The sequence below is a fragment of the Streptomyces brasiliensis genome (assembly GCF_014647875.1).
In the GTDB taxonomy this organism is placed as follows: domain Bacteria; phylum Actinomycetota; class Actinomycetes; order Streptomycetales; family Streptomycetaceae; genus Streptomyces; species Streptomyces brasiliensis.
The window spans coordinates 104,421-127,160 of sequence record NZ_BMQA01000019.1; the positions used below are offsets into that span (position 1 = coordinate 104,421).

General features: G+C 68.8%; 26 protein-coding genes. 23 read left to right on the forward strand and 3 right to left on the reverse strand.

Annotated features, from left to right (window positions below; all coding sequences use genetic code 11):
• Nucleotides 1-29 precede the first annotated feature (29 nt).
• The 11 genes from IEZ19_RS26415 to IEZ19_RS26465 all read left to right on the forward strand — a co-directional run bounded on the left by IEZ19_RS26415 (nucleotide 30) and on the right by IEZ19_RS26465 (nucleotide 8,144).
• On the forward strand, nucleotides 30-527 hold the full coding sequence (locus IEZ19_RS26415; protein WP_189313784.1) for a VOC family protein: 498 nt from the start codon (nucleotides 30-32) through the stop codon (nucleotides 525-527).
• The gene (locus tag IEZ19_RS26420; RefSeq protein ID WP_189313785.1) at nucleotides 520-1,005 is read left to right on the forward strand and encodes a nuclear transport factor 2 family protein; all 486 of its coding nucleotides are present in this window, start codon (nucleotides 520-522) and stop codon (nucleotides 1,003-1,005) included. Before IEZ19_RS26415 ends, IEZ19_RS26420 begins: the two co-directional genes overlap by 8 nt.
• Nucleotides 1,002-1,694: a TetR/AcrR family transcriptional regulator gene (locus tag IEZ19_RS26425; RefSeq protein WP_189313786.1), complete on the forward strand. Its 693-nt coding sequence runs from the start codon at nucleotides 1,002-1,004 to the stop codon at nucleotides 1,692-1,694. Before IEZ19_RS26420 ends, IEZ19_RS26425 begins: the two co-directional genes overlap by 4 nt.
• 118 nt (nucleotides 1,695-1,812) lie before the next feature.
• Nucleotides 1,813-2,250 carry a hypothetical protein gene (locus IEZ19_RS26430; protein ID WP_189313787.1) on the forward strand — a complete coding sequence of 146 codons (438 nt, stop codon included), beginning with the start codon at nucleotides 1,813-1,815 and terminating at the stop codon, nucleotides 2,248-2,250.
• Entirely contained in the window at nucleotides 2,247-2,672 is a 426-nt protein-coding gene (locus tag IEZ19_RS26435; protein WP_189313788.1) for a MaoC family dehydratase, read from the forward strand. The genes IEZ19_RS26430 and IEZ19_RS26435 overlap by 4 nt, the downstream gene beginning before the upstream one ends.
• 48 nt (nucleotides 2,673-2,720) lie before the next feature.
• On the forward strand, nucleotides 2,721-3,863 hold the full coding sequence (locus tag IEZ19_RS26440) for an acetyl-CoA C-acyltransferase (RefSeq protein WP_189313789.1): 1,143 nt from the start codon (nucleotides 2,721-2,723) through the stop codon (nucleotides 3,861-3,863).
• Nucleotides 3,864-3,865: 2 nt separating this feature from the next.
• Nucleotides 3,866-4,636 carry an SDR family NAD(P)-dependent oxidoreductase gene (locus IEZ19_RS26445; RefSeq protein WP_189313790.1) on the forward strand — a complete coding sequence of 257 codons (771 nt, stop codon included), beginning with the start codon at nucleotides 3,866-3,868 and terminating at the stop codon, nucleotides 4,634-4,636.
• A 29-nt stretch (nucleotides 4,637-4,665) separates the two neighbouring features.
• Complete coding sequence (locus tag IEZ19_RS26450; protein WP_189313791.1) at nucleotides 4,666-5,043, forward strand: PhlB family protein; 378 nt, start codon at nucleotides 4,666-4,668, stop codon at nucleotides 5,041-5,043.
• Complete coding sequence (locus IEZ19_RS26455; protein ID WP_189313792.1) at nucleotides 5,040-6,161, forward strand: thiolase family protein; 1,122 nt, start codon at nucleotides 5,040-5,042, stop codon at nucleotides 6,159-6,161. The genes IEZ19_RS26450 and IEZ19_RS26455 overlap by 4 nt, the downstream gene beginning before the upstream one ends.
• The gene (locus IEZ19_RS26460; RefSeq protein ID WP_189313793.1) at nucleotides 6,154-7,386 is read left to right on the forward strand and encodes a cytochrome P450; all 1,233 of its coding nucleotides are present in this window, start codon (nucleotides 6,154-6,156) and stop codon (nucleotides 7,384-7,386) included. The genes IEZ19_RS26455 and IEZ19_RS26460 overlap by 8 nt, the downstream gene beginning before the upstream one ends.
• Entirely contained in the window at nucleotides 7,383-8,144 is a 762-nt protein-coding gene (locus IEZ19_RS26465; protein ID WP_189313794.1) for an SDR family NAD(P)-dependent oxidoreductase, read from the forward strand. Before IEZ19_RS26460 ends, IEZ19_RS26465 begins: the two co-directional genes overlap by 4 nt.
• A gap of 169 nt (nucleotides 8,145-8,313) precedes the next feature.
• On the opposite strand, the gene IEZ19_RS26470 is transcribed toward IEZ19_RS26465, so the two are convergent.
• The 3 genes from IEZ19_RS26470 to IEZ19_RS26480 are packed head-to-tail and all read right to left on the reverse strand — an operon-like array spanning nucleotide 8,314 to nucleotide 10,249.
• Nucleotides 8,314-9,501, reverse strand: coding sequence for an NAD(P)/FAD-dependent oxidoreductase (locus tag IEZ19_RS26470; protein WP_189313795.1), 1,188 nt, complete (start codon nucleotides 9,499-9,501; stop codon nucleotides 8,314-8,316).
• 14 nt (nucleotides 9,502-9,515) lie between these two features.
• Entirely contained in the window at nucleotides 9,516-9,704 is a 189-nt protein-coding gene (locus IEZ19_RS26475; protein WP_189313796.1) for a ferredoxin, read from the reverse strand.
• Nucleotides 9,701-10,249, reverse strand: coding sequence for a VOC family protein (locus IEZ19_RS26480; protein ID WP_189313797.1), 549 nt, complete (start codon nucleotides 10,247-10,249; stop codon nucleotides 9,701-9,703). Before IEZ19_RS26480 ends, IEZ19_RS26475 begins: the two co-directional genes overlap by 4 nt.
• 147 nt (nucleotides 10,250-10,396) lie before the next feature.
• On the opposite strand from IEZ19_RS26480, the gene IEZ19_RS26485 reads away from it, so the two are divergent.
• From IEZ19_RS26485 to IEZ19_RS26540, 12 genes are all read left to right on the forward strand, one after another.
• Nucleotides 10,397-11,560 carry an acyl-CoA dehydrogenase family protein gene (locus IEZ19_RS26485; protein WP_189313798.1) on the forward strand — a complete coding sequence of 388 codons (1,164 nt, stop codon included), beginning with the start codon at nucleotides 10,397-10,399 and terminating at the stop codon, nucleotides 11,558-11,560.
• 49 nt (nucleotides 11,561-11,609) lie between these two features.
• Nucleotides 11,610-13,472: a 2-oxoacid:acceptor oxidoreductase subunit alpha gene (locus tag IEZ19_RS26490; protein WP_189313826.1), complete on the forward strand. Its 1,863-nt coding sequence runs from the start codon at nucleotides 11,610-11,612 to the stop codon at nucleotides 13,470-13,472.
• Nucleotides 13,469-14,449, forward strand: coding sequence for a 2-oxoacid:ferredoxin oxidoreductase subunit beta (locus IEZ19_RS26495; RefSeq protein ID WP_189313799.1), 981 nt, complete (start codon nucleotides 13,469-13,471; stop codon nucleotides 14,447-14,449). Before IEZ19_RS26490 ends, IEZ19_RS26495 begins: the two co-directional genes overlap by 4 nt.
• A 308-nt stretch (nucleotides 14,450-14,757) precedes the next feature.
• Complete coding sequence (locus tag IEZ19_RS26500; protein ID WP_189313800.1) at nucleotides 14,758-16,449, forward strand: class I adenylate-forming enzyme family protein; 1,692 nt, start codon at nucleotides 14,758-14,760, stop codon at nucleotides 16,447-16,449.
• A 3-nt stretch (nucleotides 16,450-16,452) separates the two neighbouring features.
• On the forward strand, nucleotides 16,453-16,974 hold the full coding sequence (locus tag IEZ19_RS26505) for a VOC family protein (RefSeq protein WP_189313801.1): 522 nt from the start codon (nucleotides 16,453-16,455) through the stop codon (nucleotides 16,972-16,974).
• Nucleotides 16,971-17,297 (forward strand): EthD family reductase, encoded by a 327-nt coding sequence (locus IEZ19_RS26510; RefSeq protein ID WP_189313802.1) that lies wholly within the window; start codon nucleotides 16,971-16,973, stop codon nucleotides 17,295-17,297. Before IEZ19_RS26505 ends, IEZ19_RS26510 begins: the two co-directional genes overlap by 4 nt.
• Nucleotides 17,249-18,232 carry an aldo/keto reductase gene (locus IEZ19_RS26515; RefSeq protein WP_189313803.1) on the forward strand — a complete coding sequence of 328 codons (984 nt, stop codon included), beginning with the start codon at nucleotides 17,249-17,251 and terminating at the stop codon, nucleotides 18,230-18,232. Before IEZ19_RS26510 ends, IEZ19_RS26515 begins: the two co-directional genes overlap by 49 nt.
• The gene (locus tag IEZ19_RS26520) at nucleotides 18,232-18,759 is read left to right on the forward strand and encodes a VOC family protein (protein ID WP_229840827.1); all 528 of its coding nucleotides are present in this window, start codon (nucleotides 18,232-18,234) and stop codon (nucleotides 18,757-18,759) included. Before IEZ19_RS26515 ends, IEZ19_RS26520 begins: the two co-directional genes overlap by 1 nt.
• Before the next feature lie 94 nt (nucleotides 18,760-18,853).
• Nucleotides 18,854-19,624 carry a sugar phosphate isomerase/epimerase family protein gene (locus tag IEZ19_RS26525; protein WP_189313805.1) on the forward strand — a complete coding sequence of 257 codons (771 nt, stop codon included), beginning with the start codon at nucleotides 18,854-18,856 and terminating at the stop codon, nucleotides 19,622-19,624.
• 61 nt (nucleotides 19,625-19,685) lie between these two features.
• The gene (locus tag IEZ19_RS26530) at nucleotides 19,686-20,243 is read left to right on the forward strand and encodes an EthD domain-containing protein (protein ID WP_189313806.1); all 558 of its coding nucleotides are present in this window, start codon (nucleotides 19,686-19,688) and stop codon (nucleotides 20,241-20,243) included.
• Nucleotides 20,240-21,874 (forward strand): class I adenylate-forming enzyme family protein, encoded by a 1,635-nt coding sequence (locus IEZ19_RS26535; protein WP_189313807.1) that lies wholly within the window; start codon nucleotides 20,240-20,242, stop codon nucleotides 21,872-21,874. Before IEZ19_RS26530 ends, IEZ19_RS26535 begins: the two co-directional genes overlap by 4 nt.
• 2 nt (nucleotides 21,875-21,876) lie before the next feature.
• Nucleotides 21,877-22,698, forward strand: a complete 822-nt coding sequence (locus IEZ19_RS26540; RefSeq protein ID WP_189313827.1) for an SDR family NAD(P)-dependent oxidoreductase — start codon at nucleotides 21,877-21,879, stop codon at nucleotides 22,696-22,698.
• Nucleotides 22,699-22,740: the final 42 nt, after the last annotated feature.

The following is a 22,740-nucleotide window of genomic DNA, read 5'->3' on the forward strand; positions in this document are numbered from 1 at the left end:
GCCGTGGGCCCCGAGCTGCTTGGAGTGTCATGCTCTCGACGGCGAACATCTACCACGCCGGATTCGTCGTGCCCTCGATCGAGGGCGCGATGAAGGAGTTCACCGCCGTCTTCGGCGTGACATGGACCGGGGTCGAGGAGCGGGAGATGCCCGTCCTCACCCCCGACGGACCGGTCCTCGCGCAGATGCGCTTCGCCTACTCCCAGGGCGGAGAGCCTCGCATCGAGCTGCTCGAGCCGGTCGCCGGCACCATCTGGGAGCAGCCGGTCCAACCCGTGGGCGGCCCGAGTTCCGCGCACCACATCGGCGTGTGGGCCGACGACTTCCAGAAGACCTCGGAGGGACTCGAGGCGGCGGGCTGCCCCCGGGTGCTCACCTATGACGACGGCTCGGGCAGGGCGGTGCGCTTCGCCTATCACCGGATGGCCAACGGGACGATCGTCGAGATCGTCGACGCGACCCGGCGCGCCGAGCTCGAGGCGTGGTTCGAGGGCGCCGTGTACCCGGCGGCCATCGAAGGTGACTGAGGTCCCCGCGGCGGCGTCTGCCGCGCCCCAGCTGCTCGCGGCATACGCCTGGCTCATCGACGACCGTCGTTGGACCGACTTCGGCGAGGTCTTCACCGATGACGTCGTCGCGGACTACGAGGCGTTCACATGCCGTGGCGCCGACGCGCTCGGCAGTCGGATGGAGTCCATCCATGCCGGCCTCGACGCCACTCAGCACCTCGTCGGTTCGGTGCTCGTCACCGACCGGGCCGGCGGCGTCCGCGTGCGCAGCCACGTGCAGGCGACCCTCGTCAGGCGCGGTCTTCCGGGGGGCAGCAGCCTCACCGTCGGCGCGCGCTACGACGATCGGATCGTCCGGGTCGCCGGTGGTTGGCGGATCGCGGAACGGCGCACGCGGGGGCTGTGGACGCGGGGCAACCGGGACATTCTTCCGTGGATGGCCGATCGAGGGCGCTTCGAGCCGTCCGACTCTCCTCAGAAGGGGCGACACACATGACCGCACCCAAGCGAGGACGTCCGCGTCGCGGTCCGGACCCTGAGCGCTTCCACGAGATCGTCGATGCCGCTGCGCAGATCTTCCATCGGAAGGGCTACAGCGCGACGAGCATCCAGGACATCGCCGAGGCCGTCGGCGTGCTCAAGGGGAGTCTGTACCACTACGTGAAGTCCAAGGAGGACTTCCTCTACGCGATCATCGACGGTGCGACCCAGGTTGCGCTGCAGGAGATCCAAGCGGTGGCCCGGATGGAGGCCGGCCCGGTCGACAAGCTGACTGCCTTCGTCGGCACGCACGTTCGCTTCGCCACCAGTCACCTCACCGCCTACTCGATCCGTCTTCGGGAGATGCGGGAGCTCGGTCAGGAGCGGCGTGAGAAGATCCAGGCCGACGGAGCCGCTTACAACAAGGTCATGCGGGACGTCCTCGTCCAGGGGCAGGAACAGGGCGTCTTCGACGCGGGCATGGACGTCGACCTCATGACCACGATCGCTCTCGGCCAGATGAACGCGCTCACCCGGTGGTACCGGGAGGACGGCCCGTACACGCCCGAGCAGCTGGCCGACGTCTTTGCGCGCACCGTGGTGAGCGCCGTCATCTCCGATCGGGGCCTTCAAGGCGAGGGTGTCGAGGGGTTGCGGCGCAGCATCCGGGCGGCCCCTCGGGCAGACGTGGCCGCCCAGGCCTGATCCCGCACTGCGGCCCGGTACCTGTCGAGGGTGCCGGGCCTTCGGCGTATTCGCCCTTGGCACCGTGACTGCCGTGGGCTAAATTTAACCTAACAATCGATTGGTTGAAAGGAGCAGCATGACCGAAGAAGAACTCGGCGCCATCGTGGGCCGGCCGCTCCCTGGTGGGGAGTACGTCATCGAGCCGTACGTGGACTGGCTCCTCAACGACGTCGTCGGCGGAGTGGTCGACGGCCACTGGGCGCACCCCCTCTTCGCCTACATGGCGACGGCGCGGGGCAAGGGAGTCACCTGGGACGAAGTCTTCGAGATCTGCGGTGCCACCGCGGCGGACGGCCCGATGTTCGGCGAGCACGAGACGGAGCTCCTGCGTCCGCTCGAGGTCGGCGAGAAGGTGAAGGTCTCGGGCCGGTTCACCTCGGCCGTGCGCAAGGACGGCAGGCGCACCGGCGTCTTCGACGTCATCGGCTTCGAGGTCGAGCTGCGAGGCGCCGACGGCGCGCTGGCGGCCCGCACGCGTAACTCCATCGTCTTCCCCAGGAGGTCAGCGGCATGACGGTCCGTCCCGGCGACGCGATCCCCTCCTGGGAGATCGCGGACGTGTCCCGAGAGAAGATGAAGACGATGGCCGCGCTGCTGGCCGACTCGAACCCGATCCACTTCGACCTCGAGTCGGTGCGCAAGCTCGGCATGGGGAACCGGCCCATCAACCAGGGCCCGAACAACCTCGCCTACCTGATGAACATGCTGGCGGTCTGGACGGGTGGCCACGAACACCTGCGCAAGATCACGGTGCGCTTCCGCAGCAACGTGCTCGGCGACGACCACGTCATCGCCCGAGGCACCGTCACCGACGTCCGCGAGAACGACGGCCGTGTCCTCGCCGACTGCGAGGTCGAGCTCCTCGTCGAGGGGCGGGACACGGCACTGAGCGGTACGGCCACCGTCGACGTCACGCACATGACCGAACGGCCCTGAGCCCGTGTCACCGCACGCACACATCCGTACGACACTGGGAGACCCCATATGACCGAGGCGTACATCGTCGACGCCGTCCGCACCCCCACCGGGCGCAGGGGCGGCGGCCTCAGTTCCCTGCACCCGACCGACCTGCTCGGCTCCGTGCTGAAGGTGCTCGTCGACCGCTCCGGGATCGACCCCGGAGCGGTCGACGACGTCATCACCGGTTGCGTCGCGCAAATGGGCGCCCAGGCGTGGAACATCGGTCGCAACGCATGGCTCTCGGCGGGCCTGCCGGAGCACGTGCCCGCGGTGACCATCGACCGGCAGTGCGGCTCGTCGCAACAGGCGGTGACGTTCGCCTCGTACGGCATCAAGGCAGGCGAGCAGGACCTCGTCATCGCCTGCGGCGTTGAGGCGATGAGCACCGTTCCGCTCAACAGCTCGGGCGACCCGGGTCTCGGTTTCGGCTACCCCTTCGGGGGCCAGGGCTGGGCGGACCGGTTCGGGGACCAGGAGATCCACCAGTTCCGTGGCGGGGACCTCATCGCCGAGAAGTGGGGGATCGGACACGAGGAGATGTTCGACCTCGCCCTGCGCAGCCATGGCAACGCCGCCCGCGCCCAGGACGAGGGCCGCTTCGACCGCGAGATCATCGAGGTCGGCGGGGTCCGTCGGGACGAAGGCGTCCGGCGTGACTCGACGAAGGAGAAGATGGCCGGGCTCGCACCGATCCGGCCCGGAGGCATGCACAACGCCGCCCTCGCGAGCCAGATAGCCGACGGAGCCGCGGCGGTGCTGCTCGCCTCCGAACGCGCCGTGGAGAGGTACGGACTCACGCCGCTGGCACGCGTGCACACGACGACCGTCGTCGGTGCCGATCCGGTGCTCATCCTGACGGGCCCGATCCCCGCGACCGGCAGGGCGCTCGAGCGCAGTGGGCTGACACCGGACCAGATCGACCTGTTCGAGTGCAACGAGGCCTTCGCTGCCGTCGTCCTCGCCTGGGCCAAGGAGATCGGAGCGGATCTCTCCCGGGTCAACGTCAACGGCGGCGCCATGGCTCTGGGGCACCCCCTCGGCGCGAGCGGCGCCAGGCTGATGACGACCCTCGTCCACGAACTCGTCCGGTCCGGCGGCCGGTACGGCCTTCAGACCATGTGCGAAGGCGGCGGGCTCGCGAACGCCACCGTCATCGAGCGGGTGTGACCATGGAACTCACCCACACGGTCGCCGTCGTCACCGGCGGCGCGTCGGGGATCGGGGAGGGCGTCGTACGGATGCTCGTCGCCCATGGCGGTTCGGCTGCCATCTTCGACCTGCCCGGCAGCAAGGGGGCGGAACTCGCCCAGGAGCTCGGGCCGTCGGTCGCGTTCTTCCCCCTCGACATCACGGTCCCGCAGCAGGTGGAGACGGCCGTCTCCGAGGTCGTCGAGCGCTTCGGGCGGATCGACGTCCTTGTCAACAGCGCCGGTATCAGCCCGGCGAGCCGCGTCGTCGCCAAGGACGGCAGCCTCTTCCCACTCGACCTCTACCGCAGGGGTATTGAGGTCAACCTCATCGCCGCGTTCGACGTCCTGCGCAATGTCGCCGGTGTGATGGCCCGCAACGAGCCGAGCGACGAGGGGGAGCGGGGACTCGTCGTCAACATCGGATCCATCGCGGCCTTCGAGGGGCAGGTCGGTCAGGCGTCCTACTCCGCCGGCAAGGGCGGGCTGGTCGCGATGACCCTGCCGCTCGCCCGGGACCTCGCGTCCCATGGCGTGCGGGTCATGACCATCTGCCCCGGCACCATCGACACGCCGATGGTCCGGCAGGCCAGCCAGGAGATCCGCGACTACCTGCGCGACGCCAATGTCTTCCCCAAGCGGCTCGGCGCCGCCGAGGACATCGCGGCGGTGGTCCGCACCTGTATCGAGACGACCTACCTCAACGGTGAGGTGATCCGCGTCGACGCGGCCGTCCGGATGGCGCCGCGCTGATGCCCCAACGCGAGAACGAGGTGGAGAGCATGTCTTCGGCCACAGCCGACCCGCGGCCCCGCGCCGTGGTGTCCGGTGGCGCGGTCACGGTCGCCGGATGGCGGTGCCGCGACTGCGCCCACCCGATGACGCACGAAGTTCTGCGGTGCCCGGTCTGCCGCGGCGGGACGGGGGCGGCGGCCTTCTCCCCCCAGGGCGAGGTCTTCGCGTCGACGTGCCTGCGCATCCGGGTACCCGGTCATGAGCCGCCGTTCGCGATGGCCTACCTGCTCCTTGACGACGGACCCCGGGTCCTCGTCCACACCGAGGGCGAACAGCCGCTCCGGGTCGGCAGCCGGGCCGTCATCACGTCGATCACTGCCGACGGCGACCTGGTCGCCGCGGGCTGCGAGCAGGAGGAATCATGAGCGCCGTCGTGTACGGGGTCGGCACCACGAAATTCGGGCGCCAGCCCGGCCGCTCGGGGTCCTCCCTCGGCCAGGAGGCGATTCTGGAGGCCCTGGGGGATGCCGGAGTCGACTCGGTCGACGCCGTGTACGCCGGCACCGTCTTCGGTGCCCCGGGCACCGCGCAGCGCGCCCTTCAGGACGCGGGCATCACGGCAGTGCCGGTCCTCACCTTCGAGAATGCGTGCGCCACCTCGTCGACCGCCTTCCACGAGGCCCGCCACGCCGTCATGTCGGGCCGGTACGAGCGGGTGCTCTGCCTCGGCATCGAGACCATGACGAGCAGCTTCGACGGCCCCATCACACCTGAGGTCACCGACAGCGAGGGGCGTGCCGGACTCGCTCTGCCGGGTGTGTACGCCCTGGTCGCCAGCCGGTACGCGTATCTCCACGGCCTCGACACCAAGGCCCTGGCTCAGCTGGCCGTCAAGAACCGGCGGCACGGATCGTTCAATCCCCGCGCCCAGCACGGCAAGGAGGTCACTCTCGAGGAGGTGCTCGCTTCCCGCATGGTGGCCGATCCGCTGACGTTGTACCAGTGCTGCGACATCTCGGACGCCGCCACCGCGGCGGTCGTGGGGGTGCCCCGCGGCAATGACCGAGATGTGCGCATCGCCGGCTCCGCGCTGCGCTCGGGCCGGCTGTGGGACCACCGCAGCACCCAGCCGTGGGGGTACGAGCTGATGGGCGAGGTCGCCGCGGCGGCTTGGGAGGACGCCGGAATCGGTCCCGAGGAGATCGACCTCTTCGAGGTCCACGACGCCTTCACCATCGGTGAGCTCACGGCCACCGAGGCGCTCGGGCTGACCGCCCCGGGCGGCGGCGCCGATCTCGTGCTGTCCGGGCACACCGCCCTGGGCGGCAGACAGCCGGTCAACCCCTCCGGGGGACTGCTGAGCAGGGGACACCCCCTCGGCGCCACCGGTCTCGCGCAGATCGCCGAGGCCGTGTGGCAGTTGCGTGGTGACGCCGGCGGCCGGCAGGTGGAAGGAGCGCGGGTCGCAGCCGTGGAGACCATGGGCGGCGGCACCGCGGGTATCGACGGAAACGGATGTGTTGTGGTGGTGCTAGGTGGTTGAGACGACGACGGCGATCGACGACGAGGTCCTGCGGGACGACCGTCTTGCGGACCCGTACCCCTATTTCGCCCAGGTGCGGGAAGCCGACCCGGTGCGCTGGAACGAGCGGTATCGGGCCTGGTTCGTCCACAAGCACGAGGATGTCCTTGCGGCACTGCGCAACCCGGCGTTCTCCTCGGACCGGGTCCGGCCGGTGTACGCCGACCGTCTCACCGACGAGCAGCGCGCCGCCCGGCAGCCGACCTTCGACGTGCTGTCGCACTGGATGGTCTTCCTCGACCCGCCCGAGCACACGCGGCTGCGCCAACTGGTGCAGCCGGCCTTCTCGCCGAAGGCCGTGGCCAGGATGCGGCCCAGGGTCGAGGAGGTCGTCCGCGAGACGCTTCAGACGCTCGCGGACCGTGATTCCTTCGACTTCGTGAAGGACCTCGCCTACCCGATCCCCGCGATCATCGTCGCGGAGCTCATAGGCGTCCCCGCCGGGGAACGCGACCTGTTCAAGAAGTGGTCCGACGACATCCTGACCCTGGTGTTCGGTGCCGAGGGGAGTGCCGATCGCCGTGAGCGTGCCCAGCAAGGGCTGGTCGAACTCACCGACTACCTGCGTGACATGATCGCGAAGGCCCGCAAGCAGCCGGGTGACGACGTCATCTCCTCGCTCGTGTCCGCCCGTGACGTCGAGCCTCCACTCAGCGACGAGGAGATCCTCAGCACCTGCGCACTGCTCGTGTTCGGCGGGCATGAGACGAGCACCAACCTCATCGCGAACGGTACACGGCAGTTCCTGCTCCATCCGGAGCAGATGGAGCTGTTGAAGGCCGACCGCGCACTGGTCGGGACCGCTGTCGAGGAGATGCTGCGCTTCGACGGACCCTCCCGCATGGAAGCCCGCCTGCTCGTCGAGGACGTCGAGCTGCGCGGCAAGCGGTTGCGCGCCGGCGACAACGTCCTGCTCGTGCAGAGCGCGGCCAACCGGGACCCCGATGTCTTCGAGAACCCGGACACCCTTGACATCACCCGCCACCCCAACCCGCACGTCGGGTTCGGGTTCGGGGTGCACCACTGCCTCGGCAACTTCCTGGCGCGTCTTGAGGCGCAGGTCGCCTATCTCGCGGTCATCGACGCGATGCCGGACCTCGCCCTTGCGGGTGGGGAGACCTGGCACCCGACGATGATGAGCCGCGGCATGAAGAGCATGCCTGTCGTGCGGACGGGACGCCGATGACGGGCGCGGGGGTCCTCGCGGGCCGGGTCGCCATCGTCACCGGCGCAAGCGGGGGGATCGGGCGGGTCATCGCCCGGTCCCTCGCCGAAGCCGGCGCCGATGTGGGCTTGCTGGCCCGGCGCAAGGACGCCCTGGAGGAGACGGCCGATCTCGTGACCGGCCTCGGCCGACGGGCCTCCGTCGCCCAGTGCGACGTGACCGACGAGGACCAGGTCGAGTCGGCCGTCGCCTCCGTCGCGGCGGCGCTGGGCGATCCTGACATCGTCGTCAACAACGCCGGTGGCGCGAGATTCGTGTCGGATCTGGCACACATGAAACTGCCCGGCTGGGACAAGACCGTGAGTCTCAACCTCAGGGCGCCGCTCGTGCTGGCCAAGGCCGCACTTCCCGGGATGATCAGACGCGGCGGGGGATCGGTCATCACCATCGGCTCGATCGTCGGTGAACAGGCTCTCACGGGTCTTTCCCACTATGCGGTGGCGAAGTCGGGCCTGGAGATGCTCACCAGGAGCATGGCCCGCGAGTGGGGCCACCACGGAGTGCGCTGCAACCTCGTGGTGCCGGGCCTCGTGGACTCCGGAGCCCACGACCACTACGCGGACGACCCGGCCATGGCGGCCCTGTACTCCAAGCAGGCCGCTCTGGGACGGTGGGCGCGTCCCGAGGAGATCGCCGCACCCGTGGTGTTCCTGGCGTCGGATGCCGCGTCGTACATCAGTGGAGCGTCCCTGCTTGTCGACGGTGGCACCGTCGCCTGACGCACGCAGACCGCCCGGCCCCGCACGCCTGACACGTGCCGGGGCCGGGCGGTTTTGCCGTGATGAGGCAATGACACGCAGTCGGCCGGCACCGGCCCGGAAAAGGGGAGATCGCCGGCGCCTTGTGGCGTCGGCGATCTCCCCTGCTGTCGCCGGATGGCCCGCTGTCTCAGGCAGGCTCCAGCGTGAGCGAGTCGAGGATCTCCCTGCGAAGACGCGGAGCGGCCTTGGGCATCCCCAGCAGCACGACACCGACGAGTTGCTTGCCGCGGTAGTAGCCGATTGCAGCTTCGCCGGCGAGGTCGCCCTCGAGCACCTCGATGTGCTCGCCGAGAGCGGGTGAGCCGAAGGACTGCAACTTCATCTCGAACTGGTCCGACCAGAACCACGGAAGCGGCCGGAACGGCTTGGGCTCGGTGGGTGTGCCGGACAGGTCGGCGAGCAGTGTTGCCGCAGCGCGAGCGGCGGTCTCCGTGGCCATCTGCCAGTGCTCTACCCTGCGCGGCACGTCGTCGAACAGCGGGTTCGGGAAGCGGGCGACATCGCCGACGGCGACGGCACCGGACCTGCCGCCCATCCGCATCGAGTTGTCGCACTCGACGCCGTTGGCCAGGTCCAGGCCGTTGCCCTCGAGCCACTCGACGCAGGGCTGGGAGCCGATGGCCTCGACGAAGACGTCGCACTCGACCCGGGAGCCGTCGTCGAGCGACAGGACGTGGCCCGAGGGAGAGCTGTCGACGGCCTGGACGGAGCGGCCGAGGTGGAACCGGATGCCACGTGCCTCGTGGCGCCGTCGAATGGCGGTCCCGACGACCTCACTGAGCGGCAGGACCATCGGCGTCCTGTCGAGTGCGATGACGTCGACGCTGCACCCGAGGCCCGATGCCGTGGCCGCGATCTCGCAGCCGATGAAGCCGGCACCCACGATCGCCAGGCGGGTGCCCTGGTTCAGCAACGGCCGCAGTGCCGTGCAGTCGTCGAGCGTGCGCAGCGTGAACCCGTTGTCCGTCAGGTGTTCCGGCAGTCGTCGTGGGCGAACGCCCGTGGCAGCCACGATGCCGTCATAAGCGATGACGCTCCCGTCGGACAGGGTGAGGCGGCGGGCCTCGAGGTCTGCGTGGACCGCCGATACCCCGAAGCGCCAGTCCACGGCGCCGGTGTCCGGCCGTCGGCGCAGTTCCACCGCCGCAAGGTCCGGTGCCGCGGCGAGCAGCCCCTTCGACAGCGGCGGCCGTGTGTAGGGCGGGTGCCGTTCGGCACCGATGACCACGATCCCGCCCTCCCAGCCCTTGGCCAGGAGGGCTTCGGTGGCGCGGAGCCCACCGAGTGATCCACCGACGATGACGATCCGTGACATGCCCGGGCTCCCGTCTAGCCGACGATCCTGATGGCTTGGACCGGGCAGGCGGTCACCGCTGCCTCGACCTCACCGCGCGAGGAGTCCGGTGCCTCGGCCTGGTAGACCAACTCGGCGTTGTCGTCGAGGTCGAAGACCTCAGGAGCGGCGAACACGCACTGGCCATAGTTCTGGCAGACGTCCAGGTCGACGGAGACGATCACTTGTCAGCTCCCGTCGAAAGGTAGAACCGGTCCTTCATCTCCTTGAGCAGTTCGGGCTGCTCGGCATTGCCGGGGTGAGGCAGCCAGCGGTCGCCGGCGGCCTGATACCGGGTGGCGAGCTCGATGAGGACACCGTGGGCCTTGTCCTCCGGGATGAAGTTCCACTGGAGCCACGGCATCGTGTCGGGGTGGCTGTCCTCGTCGAGCAGCAGCGGCAGATCGGCAGCCCGGCACTGCTCGACGGTGTGCCCGAAGTTCGAGGACAGGAAGGCGATGTGGTGGACGAACTCGCCGCGCTTGGCGAGCACCTTGTGCACCCAGCTGTTCTCGGAACCCGGTGCCCACAGCTGGATCGAGACGCCCGTGGGGTCCGGGTTCTGGAATGTCGCCCACACCATATGGGTGCCGTCGGAGGTGCCCTCTCCGTAGGTGATCTGTTCGTTGTGGCCAGGCGTCAGGACACCGAGGATGTCCTTCCAGTCCGCGATGGCCGTGTCCAGGTCTTTGACGCACATGGAGATGTGGTCGATGTACACGTGTGTCATGGCGCTCCCTTCGGCGAGTCAGAACTTTACACCAAACGTTTGGTCGTTGAAAAGAGTGTAATCCACTGGTGATCGGCTCTTGACAGTCCGCGTGGGGTAGGGGTTCGATGACACAAACAATCGTTTGGTTGAATCACTGGAGGGTACATGGATTTCGCGCTCACTCCAGAGCAGGAGGACTTCCGCCGCATGGTGCGGTCCTGGGTGGAGAAGGAGTGCCCGAAGGACGTTGCGCTCGAGCTGGAGAAGCAGGAGTTCCAGTACCCCCACGATCTGTTCAAGAAGATGGCCGACGCCGGGTTCCACGCGATCGGCGTCGCCGAGGAGTACGGCGGTGCCGGCGGTACCGAGGTCGACCAGGTCCTCCTCATCCGCGAGCTCTCCCGCTCCCTGGGCGGGCAGGCCTGGATCTGGGGCATCAACGCGTTCGCGGGTGCCAAGTCCGTCGGCTACTACGGCACGCCGGAGCAGAAGGCGCGCTTTCTCCCCGAGATCGCTGCCGGCACCAAGAAGTTCGCCATCGCGGTGACCGAGCCGGGAGGTGGCACCGACCTCCTCGGAGCCATGAAGACCACGGCGAAGAAGGTCGACGGCGGCTGGGTGATCAACGGCCAGAAGATCTGGTCGACGCAGGCACATGTGGCGGACTACCTGCTCCTGCTTGCCCGGTCCGACAAGAACGTCCAGAAGAAGACGCACGGGACGACCCTCTTCCTGGTGCCGACCAACAGCGAGGGCCTCGAAACCCGGCAGATCCCCAAGCTGGGTATGAAGAATGTCGGGTCCTGCGAGGTCTTCCTCGACGACGTCTTCGTGCCGGACGACCTCGTCCTCGGTGAGCCGGGCAAGGCCTGGTACATGCTCCTCGCGACGCTCAACAACGAGCGGATCATCATGTCCGCGCTCGCGCTCGGCATCCTCGACGGGGTCATCGAGGAGGCGCTGCGCTACCTGAAGGAGCGCGAGGCGTTCGGCAAGCCGCTCGGCCAGTTCCAGACTCTGCAGCACTACATCGCGGACATGGTCATCGCCCAGAAGTCCGCCGAGCTGCTCGTCCACAACGCTGCCTGGAAGCAGTCGCAGGGTATGGACTGCGGCCTCGAGGCGAACATGGCGAAGATCGTGGCCTCCGAGGGGGCCTGCACCGCGGCGGACCGCGGAATCCAGATGTTCGGCGGCATGGGCTACTCGCTCGAGACGCAGATGCAGCGGTACTGGCGTGATGCCCGCCTCTACCGCATCGGCCCGATCGCCAACGAGATGGCCCGCAACTCCATCGCCGAGATGGTCGGTCTTCCCAGGTCCTTCTGAGCAGCGGCTCCAGTGTCCGACCGAGCTCAAGGAGGAGCCCGTGGAGGCGATGACTACCAAGCAGATCGATTCGATCGTGGTCCGGTTCGCCGGTGACTCCGGCGACGGCATGCAACTGACCGGGGACCGGTTCACGCAGGAGAGTGCGGTCTTCGGCAACGACCTGGCGACGTTGCCGAACTTCCCCGCCGAGATCCGTGCGCCCCAGGGGACACTCGCCGGTGTGTCGTCCTTCCAGGTGCAGGTGGCGGAGCACGCGGTGCTCACCCCGGGCGACGCGCCCGACGTCCTCGTGGCGATGAACCCGGCGGCGCTGCGGGTGAACGCCGGGGACGTCGCCCGGGGCGGCACGATCATCGTGGACACGCAGGAGTTCACCGCGCGCAACCTGACCAAGGCGGGCTACCGGAGCAACCCCGTCGAGGACGGATCGCTCGCCGACTACATCGTGCACCCGATCGACATGACGTCGCTGACGGTGGCGGCGGTGAAGGAGTTCGGTCTGGGGCGCAAGGACGCGGCCAGGGCGAAGAACATGTTCGGTCTCGGGCTCCTGTCCTGGATGTATGGTCGTCCGACGGAGTCGACCGAGGCATTCATCAGGTCGCGGTTCGCGAACAAGCCCGCCATCCGCGAGGCGAACCTCGCTGCCTTCCGGGCCGGCTGGAACTACGGAGAGACTGCGGAGGCGTTCGCTGTCTCGTACGACGTCCGGCCGGCCCCGATGAAGCCGGGGCGCTACCGGAACATCACGGGCAACACGGCGCTGGCCTACGGCCTGATGGCGGCGGCGCGTTCGGCCGGCCTCGAGCTCTTCCTCGGCGCCTACCCGATCACACCCGCGTCCGACATCCTGCACGAGCTGAGCAAGCATGCCCGGTTCGGCGTCACCACGTTCCAGGCCGAGGACGAGATCGCGGGTGCCTGCGCGGCGATCGGCGCGTCCTACGGAGGCGCCCTCGGAGTGACGTCCACGTCCGGCCCCGGCGTCTGTCTCAAGAGCGAGGCCCTGGGACTTGCGGTGAGCCTGGAGCTGCCGCTGGTCGTCGTCGACGTTCAGCGCGGCGGTCCGTCCACCGGACTGCCGACCAAGACGGAGCAGTCCGACCTGCTGCAGGCGCTGTTCGGCCGCAACGGCGAGGCACCCTTGCCGGTCATCGCTCCCCGGTCGTCGGCGGACTGCTTCGCCGCGGCCGTCGAGGCCGTGGAGATCGCGATCCGGTACCGCACACCGGTGATGCTTCTGTCCGACGGCTATCTGGCCAACGGCTCCGAGCCGTGGCAGATCCCCCAGCCGGGCGACCAGCCGAGCATCGATCCCGGTTTCGCCACCGAGCCGAACCACGAGACCGATGACGGCGCTCGCGCCTTCTGGCCGTACAAGCGCGAACCGGAGACGCTGGCGAGACCCTGGGCCGTCCCGGGGACGCCGGGTCTCGAGCACCGCATCGGCGGCATCGAGAAGGGCGACGGACACGGCAACATCTCGTACGAGCCGGACAACCACGACCTCATGGTGCGTACCCGCCAGGCCAAGGTGGACCGGGTCACGCAGGTCATCGGAGACACCTGGGTCGACGACCCGGACGGCGACGCCGAGTTGCTCGTCATCGGCTGGGGCTCGACGTACGGGCCTGTTGCCGAGGCATGCACCAGGCTGCGCAAACAGGGCCAATCGGTCGCACACGCGCACCTGCGGGCGCTCAACCCCTTCCCACACGACCTCGGCGAAGTGCTGCGCCGCTACAGCCGGGTCGTCTGCCCCGAGATGAACCTCGGGCAGTTGTCGATGCTGCTCCGGGCGAGGTACCTCGTCGACGTCGTCGGCCACAACCAGGTCCGCGGGCTGCCGTTCCAGGTGGCCGAGATCGAGGACGCCCTTCTCACCCATCTCCAGGAGGTCGGCCGATGACCGCGGAAGCGCTGCCCTTCCCGGGCCTGAGGGGGGTGCCGGTCGCCGAGGTGCCGGCCACCGCCAAGGACTACAGCTCCGACCAGGAGGTGCGCTGGTGCCCGGGCTGCGGTGACTACGTCATCCTCAAGACGATCCAGGGCTTTCTGCCCGAGCTCGGGCTGCGCCGCGAGAACATCGTGTTCATCTCCGGCATCGGCTGCTCGTCCCGGTTCCCCTACTACCTCGACACGTACGGCATGCACTCCATCCACGGGCGTGCCCCCGCGATCGCGACCGGCCTGGCGACCACGCGTGGCGACCTGTCCGTCTGGGTCGTAACAGGTGACGGCGACGCGCTGTCCATCGGCGGCAACCACCTCATCCACGCGATGCGCCGCAACGTCAACCTCAAGATCCTGCTGTTCAACAACCGGATCTACGGACTGACCAAGGGTCAGTTCTCGCCCACGAGCGAGGCGGGGAAGGTGACGAAGTCGTCGCCGGACGGATCGGTCGGCGCGCCCTTCAACCCCGTGGCGCTGGCCCTCGGCGCCGACGCGACGTTCGTCGCCCGCGCGATCGACTCCGATCGCGCCGGGCTGACCGAGGTGCTGCGGGCGGCCGCCGCGCACCGCGGTACGGCCCTGGTGGAGATCTACCAGAACTGCCCGATCTTCAACGACGGCGCCTTCGAGGTGCTCAAGAACCCCGCGGAGTCGGCGCGGCGCCTTGTGCGGCTGCGGGACGGGGCGACATACAACATCGACGGGCGCGCGTACGTGCACGACGTGAGGTCCGCGTCCGCCGAGTCGTCGTGGGCGCTGTCGCGCCTCGACGACGGATCGATGGAGCGGGTGCCCGTCGGGATCTTCCGCTGCGTCGAGCGGCCGACCTTTGATGACCAGGTACGTGAGAACCGTGCACGTGCCGAGAAGGGCGACGACGCGGCGTTCCTCTCGCTGCTGGCCGGCCCGGACCCCTGGACCGTCGCCTAGTGCTGTGACCGGAAAGGTTCACCGGCTCGCGACCCCCGGCACGGCACCTCTCGGCGTTGTCGCATCACCCGAGTACATCCAGTACGCGGGTGACGCTCCGCCTTGCGATGCACCGCACCGGACGCCGCGAGCTTCCCGGCAAACCTTCCCGGCCACAGCACTAGCCGCCCCCTGGCCCGGCCGTGGCCCGATTCATGCCGGGTTTGCGCCAGGACAGGGCGCGCCCTCACCCGCGATGACCGGTGAACACATGGAACCACGTCGTTCAGCCGTCTTCCGAACCGTCGACGAAAGAGCCGAGGCACGACATGGCAAGCAGATACGTACCACCCCCCTTCGACGCCGGCACGCGGACCTGGGCGGAGGCCGTTCCCCTCGGGGACGTGCCCCTGCGCGGTGCCGCACTGTGGGGTGACAGCGAGGCGATCGTCTTCCCCGGGACGCGGTGGACGTATCCCGAGCTGGCCGAGCAGGCGGAGCGCACGGCTCGGTCCCTTCTCGCGCTCGGCGTGCGCCCGGGCGACCACGTCGCCGTTCTGATGTCCAACTCTCCGGACTTCGTGCGCTGCCTCTTCGGGAGCGCGATGATCGGGGCGGTCGCCGTCCTCATCAACGCCCGGTACCAGGGCCGTGACCTCACGCACGTGCTCGCCGATTCGGGGGCCAAGGTCCTGCTCTCGGGAGAGCAGTCGGGCCAGCCGTTCAGCATGCGGGAACGGATCGAGTCCGCCCTCGACGATCTCGATCCCATGGACCCGGCGGGCCTTCCCACCGCATCGGTGCCGCAGCTGCGGCGCATCGTCATGCTCGGCGAGCTGCCCGAGGAGGCGCCGCCCGTCCATACGACGGCGGACGCCTTCGACGCCCTCGCGGAGACCGTCGACAGCGCCGATGTGCACCTGCTGCGCCGGCGGGTGTCGCTGCGCTCGATCGCCGCCATGATGTACACCTCCGGCACGACCTCGGCCCCCAAGGGGTGCCTGCTGTCCCACGAGATGGTGGTCCGGAACGGCATCGCGGTGGGGGAGCGTCTCGACGTACGCCGGGGGGACCGCTTCTGGGACCCGCTGCCGATGTTCCACATGTCCTCGGTGCTGCCGATGATCGCGTCGCTCTACGTCGGCGGCACATTCGTCTCGATGCAGCACTTCGAGGCGGACGCGGCACTGACCCTGATGCACGAGGAGCGTGTGACCCACGCCTTCCCGACGTTCCCGACGGTGACCCAGGCACTGGCCCAGCACCCGCGCTTCGCCGAGGTCGACTTCAGCGAGTTGAGACTGGTCAACAACGTTGCGCCGCCCGCGCGTCTGCGGGAACTCCAGAAGCTGTGGCCCAACGCGACACTCGTGACCGCTTATGGATCGACGGAGACCGGCGGGTGCGTCTCCTTCAGTGAGATCACCGACTCGCTGGAGGACCGGACCAACACGTGTGGCCGGCCCTTCCCGGGGATCGAGCTGCGCGTCGTCGACCGGACGACGGGGGAGACGCTCGCACTGGGGGAGCGGGGCGAGATCTGCGTCCGCGGATACTCGATGTTCGAGGGCTACCGCGGAGACCCGTCACTGACGACCGACAAGACGGACGACGAGAGGTGGTTCCACACCGGCGACATCGGCTCGCTCGACAAGGCGGGCCGGGTCTCGTACCACGGACGGCTCAAGGACATGCTCAAGGTGGGCGGCGAGAACGTCGCCGCCGTCGAGATCGAGGAACTGCTCCAGTCGCACCCCGCGGTGAGCATTGCCCAGGTCGTGGGTGTGCCGGATCCGCGCCTGGTCGAGGTGCCGGCCGCGTTCCTCGAGCTGGCTTCGGGACACAGCGTCACCGACCGGGAGATCTGGGAATGGCTCCAGGGGCGGGTGGCGACCTTCAAGGTGCCCCACTATCTGCGGTTCGTCGAGGAATGGCCGGTGGCGGCGACGAAGATCCAGAAGTTCAGGCTCCGCGAACAGCTCTGCGCGGAACTGGGCCTGGCCGAGTCCGACGAGGTATGAGCTGTGCCCCAGAACGCGCTTGTACGCCGGCTCGACCATGTCGCGATCGCCGTCCGGGACCTCGCCGAAGCCGTACCGCTGTTCCACGACCTCCTCGGAGGGAAACTCATCGCGGGCGGCGACGACGAGCGCCAGGGACTGCGCACGATCCAGCTCCGGTACCCACCGGGGATCAAGATCGAGTTGATTCAGCCCCTCACCCCGGACACCCGTCTGGCGGCGTACCTGGAGAAGCACGGACCGGGATTCCACCACATGACCGGCTTCGTTTCCGATGTGGAAGAGGCCGTCGGAGCGTTGGAGTCCCGCGGTTTCGAGACCGTCGACACCCATACCGACAGCCCCTACTGGCGCGAGACCTACGTTCGTCCGTCGTCGGGGTTCGGCACCCTGATCCAGCTCGCGTCCACGGAGCTGGAGTGGGAGGAGCCGGTCATGCCCGAGGGTGCCACGGTCGAGGACGTCGTGGCCGGCCGGATCGTCTGGACGGACGCCAAGCCCGCCTGGAAGGAGGAAACCCCGTGATCAAGCTTGTGGCCGTGGTGCGGCGCAAGGAGGACATCGGGTTCGAGGAGTTCCAGCACCTGTGGTGCGAAGAGCACCCACAACTGGTGCTGCAGATGCCCGGAGTCCGCCGGTACAGCCAGAATCTCGCGTTCGAGGGGCGGACACGGACGTGGCCGCTCGACGGCGTGGCCGAAGTGTGGTTCGACGACAAGCGTGCCGTCCGGGAGGCATTCGCCTCCGAGGCGGGTGCCGCGGCCACGGAGCACGAGAAGACCTTCGCCGGCGAGGTCACATGGTTCCTCGCCGAGGAGATCGCGTACGAGCGGGGGACGGAACAGTGACATCGCCGACGGGGACGCGGCTTCTGATCAGCGATCCCTATGTACTAGGTGGCAATGTCTTCGGGTGGACCGCCGACAAGAGCGAGTCGATGGCGGTTCTCGACGCGTATGCCGACGCCGGCGGCCAAATGATCGACACCGCTGATGTGTACTCGGAATGGGTGCCGGGCCATGTGGGGGGCGAGTCGGAACGGATCGTCGGCGCGTGGCTGGCCAAACGCGGGAACCGCGACCGGGTGCGGATCGCGACGAAGGTCGGCCAGCTGAAGAGCGCGCCGGGGCTGTCCCGAGCGAGTGTCCGGGCCGGTGTGGAGGGCTCCCTGCGGCGACTGGGGACCGACCACATCGACGTGTACTTCGCCCACTTCGACGACCCCGACACGCCGCTCGAGGAGACGATGTCCGCACTGGACGAGCTGGTGCGTGAGGGCAAGGTCGGGCACCTGGCCGCATCGAACTATGCGCCTGACCGGCTCGCCGAGGCACTCGACATCGCCGCGGCGAACGGATGGGCGTCCTTCGACGTCTACCAGGCCCACTACAACCTGGTCCGGCGTGCCAGGTTCGAGACGGACTACCGCGATCTGCTGCTGACGCGGGGCGTGCCGGTCCTGGCGTACTACTCGCTCGCTCAGGGATTCCTGACCGGTAAGTACCGTGACGGTGCCGATGACAGCGGCACGGCCCGTACGGCGTCGGCGTTGCGCCACCTCGACGAGCGCGGGCGTGCGGTGCTCGCCGTCCTCGACGACGTGAGCGCCGCCCACCGGGTGAGCCCGGCGGCCGTGGCGCTCGCCTGGCTGCGCGAGCAACCGTCCGTCGCAGCGCCCGTCGCCAGCGCTCGTACGGTGGCGCAGCTGAAGGAGCTCGAGCAGGTTCGCGGCCTCCGGCTGGCTGACGACGAGATCAGCGCACTCACCAGGGCATCGGCGTGATGGGCCCGGTGAAGGGCCTCGGGCCCGTGGTCCAGGTCGCCTACGCCACCACGGATGTGCGCGAGGCCGCGGTGCGATGGCATGAGCTCACCGGCGCCGGCCCGTTCTTCGTCCGGGAGCACGTCCCCACGGTCAGGGTACTCGCGGGTGGCCGGCCCGCGGTCTTCGACCACAGCTGCGCGCTCGGTCAGTGGGGCGACATCATGGTGGAGTTCGTGCACCACCACACGCTGGAGCCGCAGGGTCTTGCCGACGTGATGCGGCGTGGCAGCCGGGGAATCCACCATGTGGCGTGCTTCGTCGACGACCTGGAGGAGGCACGGGCCTCGCTCGAGTCCCAGTCGATTCCGCTGGTCATGGACGCCTGGAGCACGGAGGTGAGGTTCCTCTTCTTCGACCCGGGACCGGAGGTGGGGCACCTCATCGAGTGCTACGAGGCCACCGACTACATGAGGTCTCTCTACTCCAAGGTCCGGCAGGCCTCCGTCGGTTGGGACGGTACGAACGTCATCAGGGAGCGCCGTTGAGGCGCCCAGCCGGTGCGGTCCAGTGATCGCCGGACACGAGGTGGCGCTCGGAGTCCTCGATTTTCTGGACATCCCCGCTCCCGAGCTGGTGCGCGTGGCGGCGGACGCCGGATTCGACTCCATCTCGGCTCGGGTGACCGGCAGCCGTGGGTCGGTCGCAGCCGATCTGAGGGACGATCCGGCCGCCCTGGCACGCACCCTGCAGGCGCTGGAGGAAACCGGTGTGACGGTGCTCGACGCCGAGGTTCTCCGGCTGGCCCGTACCACCCCACCCGGTGAGGCCGCTCGGGCGATCGAGTTGGCCGCGGCGCTCGGTGCCCGCCACCTCCTGGCGGTGAACACGGACTTGAGCGCCGACGAGTGCGTCGAGGAGCTCGCCCGTGTCTGCGACCTGGCGGACGGTTCGGGATTGCGGGTCTGCCTGGAGTTCATGCGCTTCAGCGCGACACCGGATCTGGAGTCCGCATGCCGGATCGTCGAGACGGTGGGGCATCCGTGCGCCGCGGTGCTGGTGGACGCGCTCCATCTGCACCGGTCGGGTGGATCGGCGCAGGATGTCGCGAGGCTCGCGGCGCGGCGTCCCGAGCTGTTTCCCTATCTCCAGGTCTGCGGGGTGCCGCCCGCACCGTCCGGGCCCATCGATTCGGATCTTCTGCTGCGGGAGGCGGTCTCCTCCCGGCTGCTTCCCGGCGATGGCGTCAACGACCTTCGCGCTCTCGTCGAAGCTCTGGGGCCCGCAGCCCCGCTGTCCGTGGAGGCGCCTGTATCCGGCGATCCGCACCTCAGCCCCGCGCAGCGCGCCCGGGCCGGGGCTCAGGCTCTGTCGCGAGCACTCGATGCGATGCGCTTTCGACCGAACCGTTGACTGCCCCTGACCGGCGCCATAATGTGAGGCAACCAACCGATTGGTAGGTAAATTGAATGTGATGCAGCACCGGATATTTATCGTGCCGCAACGCGCGGACCTCCCTTGGGACGCCGCGCAAAGACACTGGCAGGACCAACACGGCAAGGTCTTCGCAGCGACTCCTGGGCTGCGGTGCTACGTCCAGAACCGGCCGCTGTACGAGCCGGGCCACGGCCGGGGCGTCGTCTGTTCGGAGACCTGGTACGAGACTCGGCAAGCCGAGCAGACAGCGTACGCGTCGCGGTACTACCAGGACGTCGTGACCCCCGACGAGGCGCAGTTCCTCGACCGTGAGGGCGTGTGGAGCGCCCGTATCACCTCGGGAGGAGCCGCCTCCGAGCCCACCGGCGACTATCGGGTGCTGTGGTTCGGCCAGAGGCCTCCCGAAAGCGCGCAGTGGAGCGTGCTCCAGCTGTCCCGACCGGTGCCGGGACCTGGGAGCGGCGCCTTTCTGTACTCGACGTGGACGGATGACAGGGGCGTCGCACTCGACATCGCGGCGGGCTCCGACGGACTCGCCCTTGCCTGTCAGCCGGTCCAGTTCCCCGTGACTCGCGCAACCGAGGATGCGTCATGACATTGACCCAGACCGCCCAGTCAACGCAGCTTGAGGTGCCCACGGTCGGCGATCTGCTGTATCGGGCGGCCGCACACTGGCCCGACCGGGATGCCGTCGTCTTTCCGGATGAGCGGATCACGTTCTCGGGCCTGTTGGGCGGCGCCGAGCAGGCCGCCCGCTCCCTGCTCTCGTTGGGCATCGGCCGTGGCGACCGCGTCGGAATACTCATGCCGAACCGGATCGCCTTCCTCGAGGTGTTCTTCGGATGCCATGTCGTCGGTGCGGTGCCGGTCCTGATCAACGCCAGGTACAAGCCCAAGGAACTGCGCCACGTGGCGCACGACGCGGGGTTCTCGGTCATCGTGACGACGGACGTGAACGCGGAGCACACGCCCTTCGTCGACCTGTTGGCCAGGTCTTTTGCCGACGAGCGGCCGCCGGCGCTGCGTCACCTCGTCGTCCTGGGCACGTCGAGTCCGCCCGGACACGTGGACCGGGCCGCCTGGGACCGCGGCGCGGCCTTCCACGCCGACACCGACCTCCATGCCCTCCGGTCCGAGGTGGGCGCACGGGACATCGCCGTCATCATGTACACCTCTGGCACGACGTCCGACCCCAGGGGGTGCCCGCTCAGCCACGAGGCCCTCGCGCGCACCGCCATGTGTGTCGCGGACCGCTTCTCCCTGACGGAGGACGAGAGGTTCTGGGATCCGCTGCCGCTGTTCCACATGTCCGGGCTGCTGCCCACCATCGCGAACATCAGCCGGGGCGGTGCCACGCTCAGCATGTTGCACTTCGACCCGGACGTCGCGCTGCGGCAGCTCGTCGAGGAGCGTGCGACGTTCGCCTACCCGGCGTTCTCCACGATCACTCAGGCGCTGGTCCACCACCCGGACTTCGCTGCGTCGGACCTCACCCGGATCCGAGGGATCCTCGAGACGGGACCGGCGGACTACCTGCGCGGCGTCGAGGCCGCCTTCCCGGGCGCGAAGGTCGTCTCGTCGTACGGGCTCACCGAGGCCGGCGGGGTCATCACCTACAGCCATCTCGAAGAGTCCTTCGAAGAGAGGATCGGTACGACCGGGCGGCCCTTCACCGGTATGCGGATCCGAATCGTCGATCCCGAGACGGGGCTCGAGTGCCCGGCCGGTGTCCCCGGGGAGATCAGGGTGGCCGGGCCGGGGATGTTCGAGGGCTACCTCAACGATCCGGGCTACACCGCCGGGCGGACCGACGAACAGGGGTTCCTTCGGACGGGAGACCTCGGCTCACTCGACGAGGAGGGCCGCGTGACGTACACCGGGCGGCTCAAGGACATGCTCAAGGTCGGTGGCGAGAACGTCGCAGCCGCCGAGATCGAGGCGCACCTCGGCCAGCACCCGGGAGTGAAGATCGCCCAGGTTGTCGGGGTCTCCGACACACGGCTGATCGAGGTTCCGGTCGCCTTCGTGGAGCTCGCCCCCAACCGGCAGGTCGCGCCGCAGGAGCTGATCGAGCACTGCCGCCTGGCGCTGGCCGGCTTCAAGGTCCCCCGTCACGTCTTCTTCGTCGACGAGTGGCCGATGTCAACGACGAAGATCCAGAAGTTCCGACTGCGTGAGCTTGCCGAGGAGCAGGTGCACGGTACGTCCGGAGGAGGGGAGAAGTGACCATGCAACACACCGCACCTGGCACCTCCGCCACGGCGGGCAACGGGCCCGAGGGCGGCGGGCGTGTCGCACTCGTGACCGGTGCCGGATCGGGCATCGGCGAGGCGTTCGCCCGGCTGTGGCTCCGACGCCACGGTCCGGTCGTCGGTGTCGACATCGACGCTGCCCGGCTGAAGTGGCTCGAGAGCGAGGGAGGAGCGGCGCTTGCCGGAGACGTCACGGTCGCCGAGACGACCGCTTCGGCGGTCGCGCTCGCCGAGGAGCAGTACGGGCACCTCGATGCCGTCGTGCTGTCGGCCGGAGTGACCGCCTGGGGCAGCGTGGAGGAGCTCGACCTGGCGACGTACGACCGCACGATGGAGGTCAATGTGCGGGCGGGCGTCCTCGGGATACGTGCCGTCGCGCCTGCCCTGCGGCGCGCCGGCGGGGGCTCGATCGTCCTGCTGTCCTCCGTCTCCGGTACCGGAGGCGAGCCCGACCACTGGGCCTACTGCGTGTCCAAGGCGGCTGTGAGCAACCTTGCCCGGTCCGCGGCCGTCGACCTCGCACAGTCCGGGATCAGGGTCAACGTGGTCGCGCCCGGGCCGGTGCACACGGACCTCACACGACCGATCAAGGAGACTCGGCCCGAGCGCTACGAGGAGTTGCGCAGGGCTCTACCGCTGCAGCGCTGGGGAGAACAGGAGGAAGTGGCCGAGGCCATCGCCTTCCTCGCGAGTCCCGCGGCGTCGTTCATCACGGCAGCGGTGCTACCGGTCGACGGGGGCGCCACCGGGCGTACCGGGCTGATGGACCCGCTTCCGTTCCCGTCCCGGGCCCAGTAGGGCTTGGTCGGATCCGTATGGGTGTGGGTATGCCGCGCTGAC

Excerpts from the sequence above, each read along its gene's own strand:
- IEZ19_RS26440 (WP_189313789.1), top strand. The coding sequence starts at position 2,721 with ATGACCGAGGCGTACATCGTCGACGCCGTCCGCACCCCCACCGGGCGC.
- IEZ19_RS26500 (WP_189313800.1), top strand. The coding sequence starts at position 14,758 with ATGGCAAGCAGATACGTACCACCCCCCTTCGACGCCGGCACGCGGACC.
- IEZ19_RS26455 (WP_189313792.1), top strand. The coding sequence starts at position 5,040 with ATGAGCGCCGTCGTGTACGGGGTCGGCACCACGAAATTCGGGCGCCAG.
- IEZ19_RS26540 (WP_189313827.1), top strand. The coding sequence starts at position 21,877 with ATGCAACACACCGCACCTGGCACCTCCGCCACGGCGGGCAACGGGCCC.
- IEZ19_RS26425 (WP_189313786.1), top strand. The coding sequence starts at position 1,002 with ATGACCGCACCCAAGCGAGGACGTCCGCGTCGCGGTCCGGACCCTGAG.
- IEZ19_RS26535 (WP_189313807.1), top strand. The coding sequence starts at position 20,240 with ATGACATTGACCCAGACCGCCCAGTCAACGCAGCTTGAGGTGCCCACG.
- IEZ19_RS26490 (WP_189313826.1), top strand. The coding sequence starts at position 11,610 with ATGACTACCAAGCAGATCGATTCGATCGTGGTCCGGTTCGCCGGTGAC.
- IEZ19_RS26415 (WP_189313784.1), top strand. The coding sequence starts at position 30 with ATGCTCTCGACGGCGAACATCTACCACGCCGGATTCGTCGTGCCCTCG.
- IEZ19_RS26530 (WP_189313806.1), top strand. The coding sequence starts at position 19,686 with ATGCAGCACCGGATATTTATCGTGCCGCAACGCGCGGACCTCCCTTGG.
- IEZ19_RS26515 (WP_189313803.1), top strand. The coding sequence starts at position 17,249 with ATGGTTCCTCGCCGAGGAGATCGCGTACGAGCGGGGGACGGAACAGTG.
- IEZ19_RS26485 (WP_189313798.1), top strand. The coding sequence starts at position 10,397 with ATGGATTTCGCGCTCACTCCAGAGCAGGAGGACTTCCGCCGCATGGTG.
- IEZ19_RS26445 (WP_189313790.1), top strand. The coding sequence starts at position 3,866 with ATGGAACTCACCCACACGGTCGCCGTCGTCACCGGCGGCGCGTCGGGG.
- IEZ19_RS26470 (WP_189313795.1), bottom strand. The coding sequence starts at position 9,501 with ATGTCACGGATCGTCATCGTCGGTGGATCACTCGGTGGGCTCCGCGCC.
- IEZ19_RS26480 (WP_189313797.1), bottom strand. The coding sequence starts at position 10,249 with ATGACACACGTGTACATCGACCACATCTCCATGTGCGTCAAAGACCTG.
- IEZ19_RS26430 (WP_189313787.1), top strand. The coding sequence starts at position 1,813 with ATGACCGAAGAAGAACTCGGCGCCATCGTGGGCCGGCCGCTCCCTGGT.
- IEZ19_RS26465 (WP_189313794.1), top strand. The coding sequence starts at position 7,383 with ATGACGGGCGCGGGGGTCCTCGCGGGCCGGGTCGCCATCGTCACCGGC.
- IEZ19_RS26435 (WP_189313788.1), top strand. The coding sequence starts at position 2,247 with ATGACGGTCCGTCCCGGCGACGCGATCCCCTCCTGGGAGATCGCGGAC.
- IEZ19_RS26450 (WP_189313791.1), top strand. The coding sequence starts at position 4,666 with ATGTCTTCGGCCACAGCCGACCCGCGGCCCCGCGCCGTGGTGTCCGGT.
- IEZ19_RS26520 (WP_229840827.1), top strand. The coding sequence starts at position 18,232 with ATGGGCCCGGTGAAGGGCCTCGGGCCCGTGGTCCAGGTCGCCTACGCC.
- IEZ19_RS26495 (WP_189313799.1), top strand. The coding sequence starts at position 13,469 with ATGACCGCGGAAGCGCTGCCCTTCCCGGGCCTGAGGGGGGTGCCGGTC.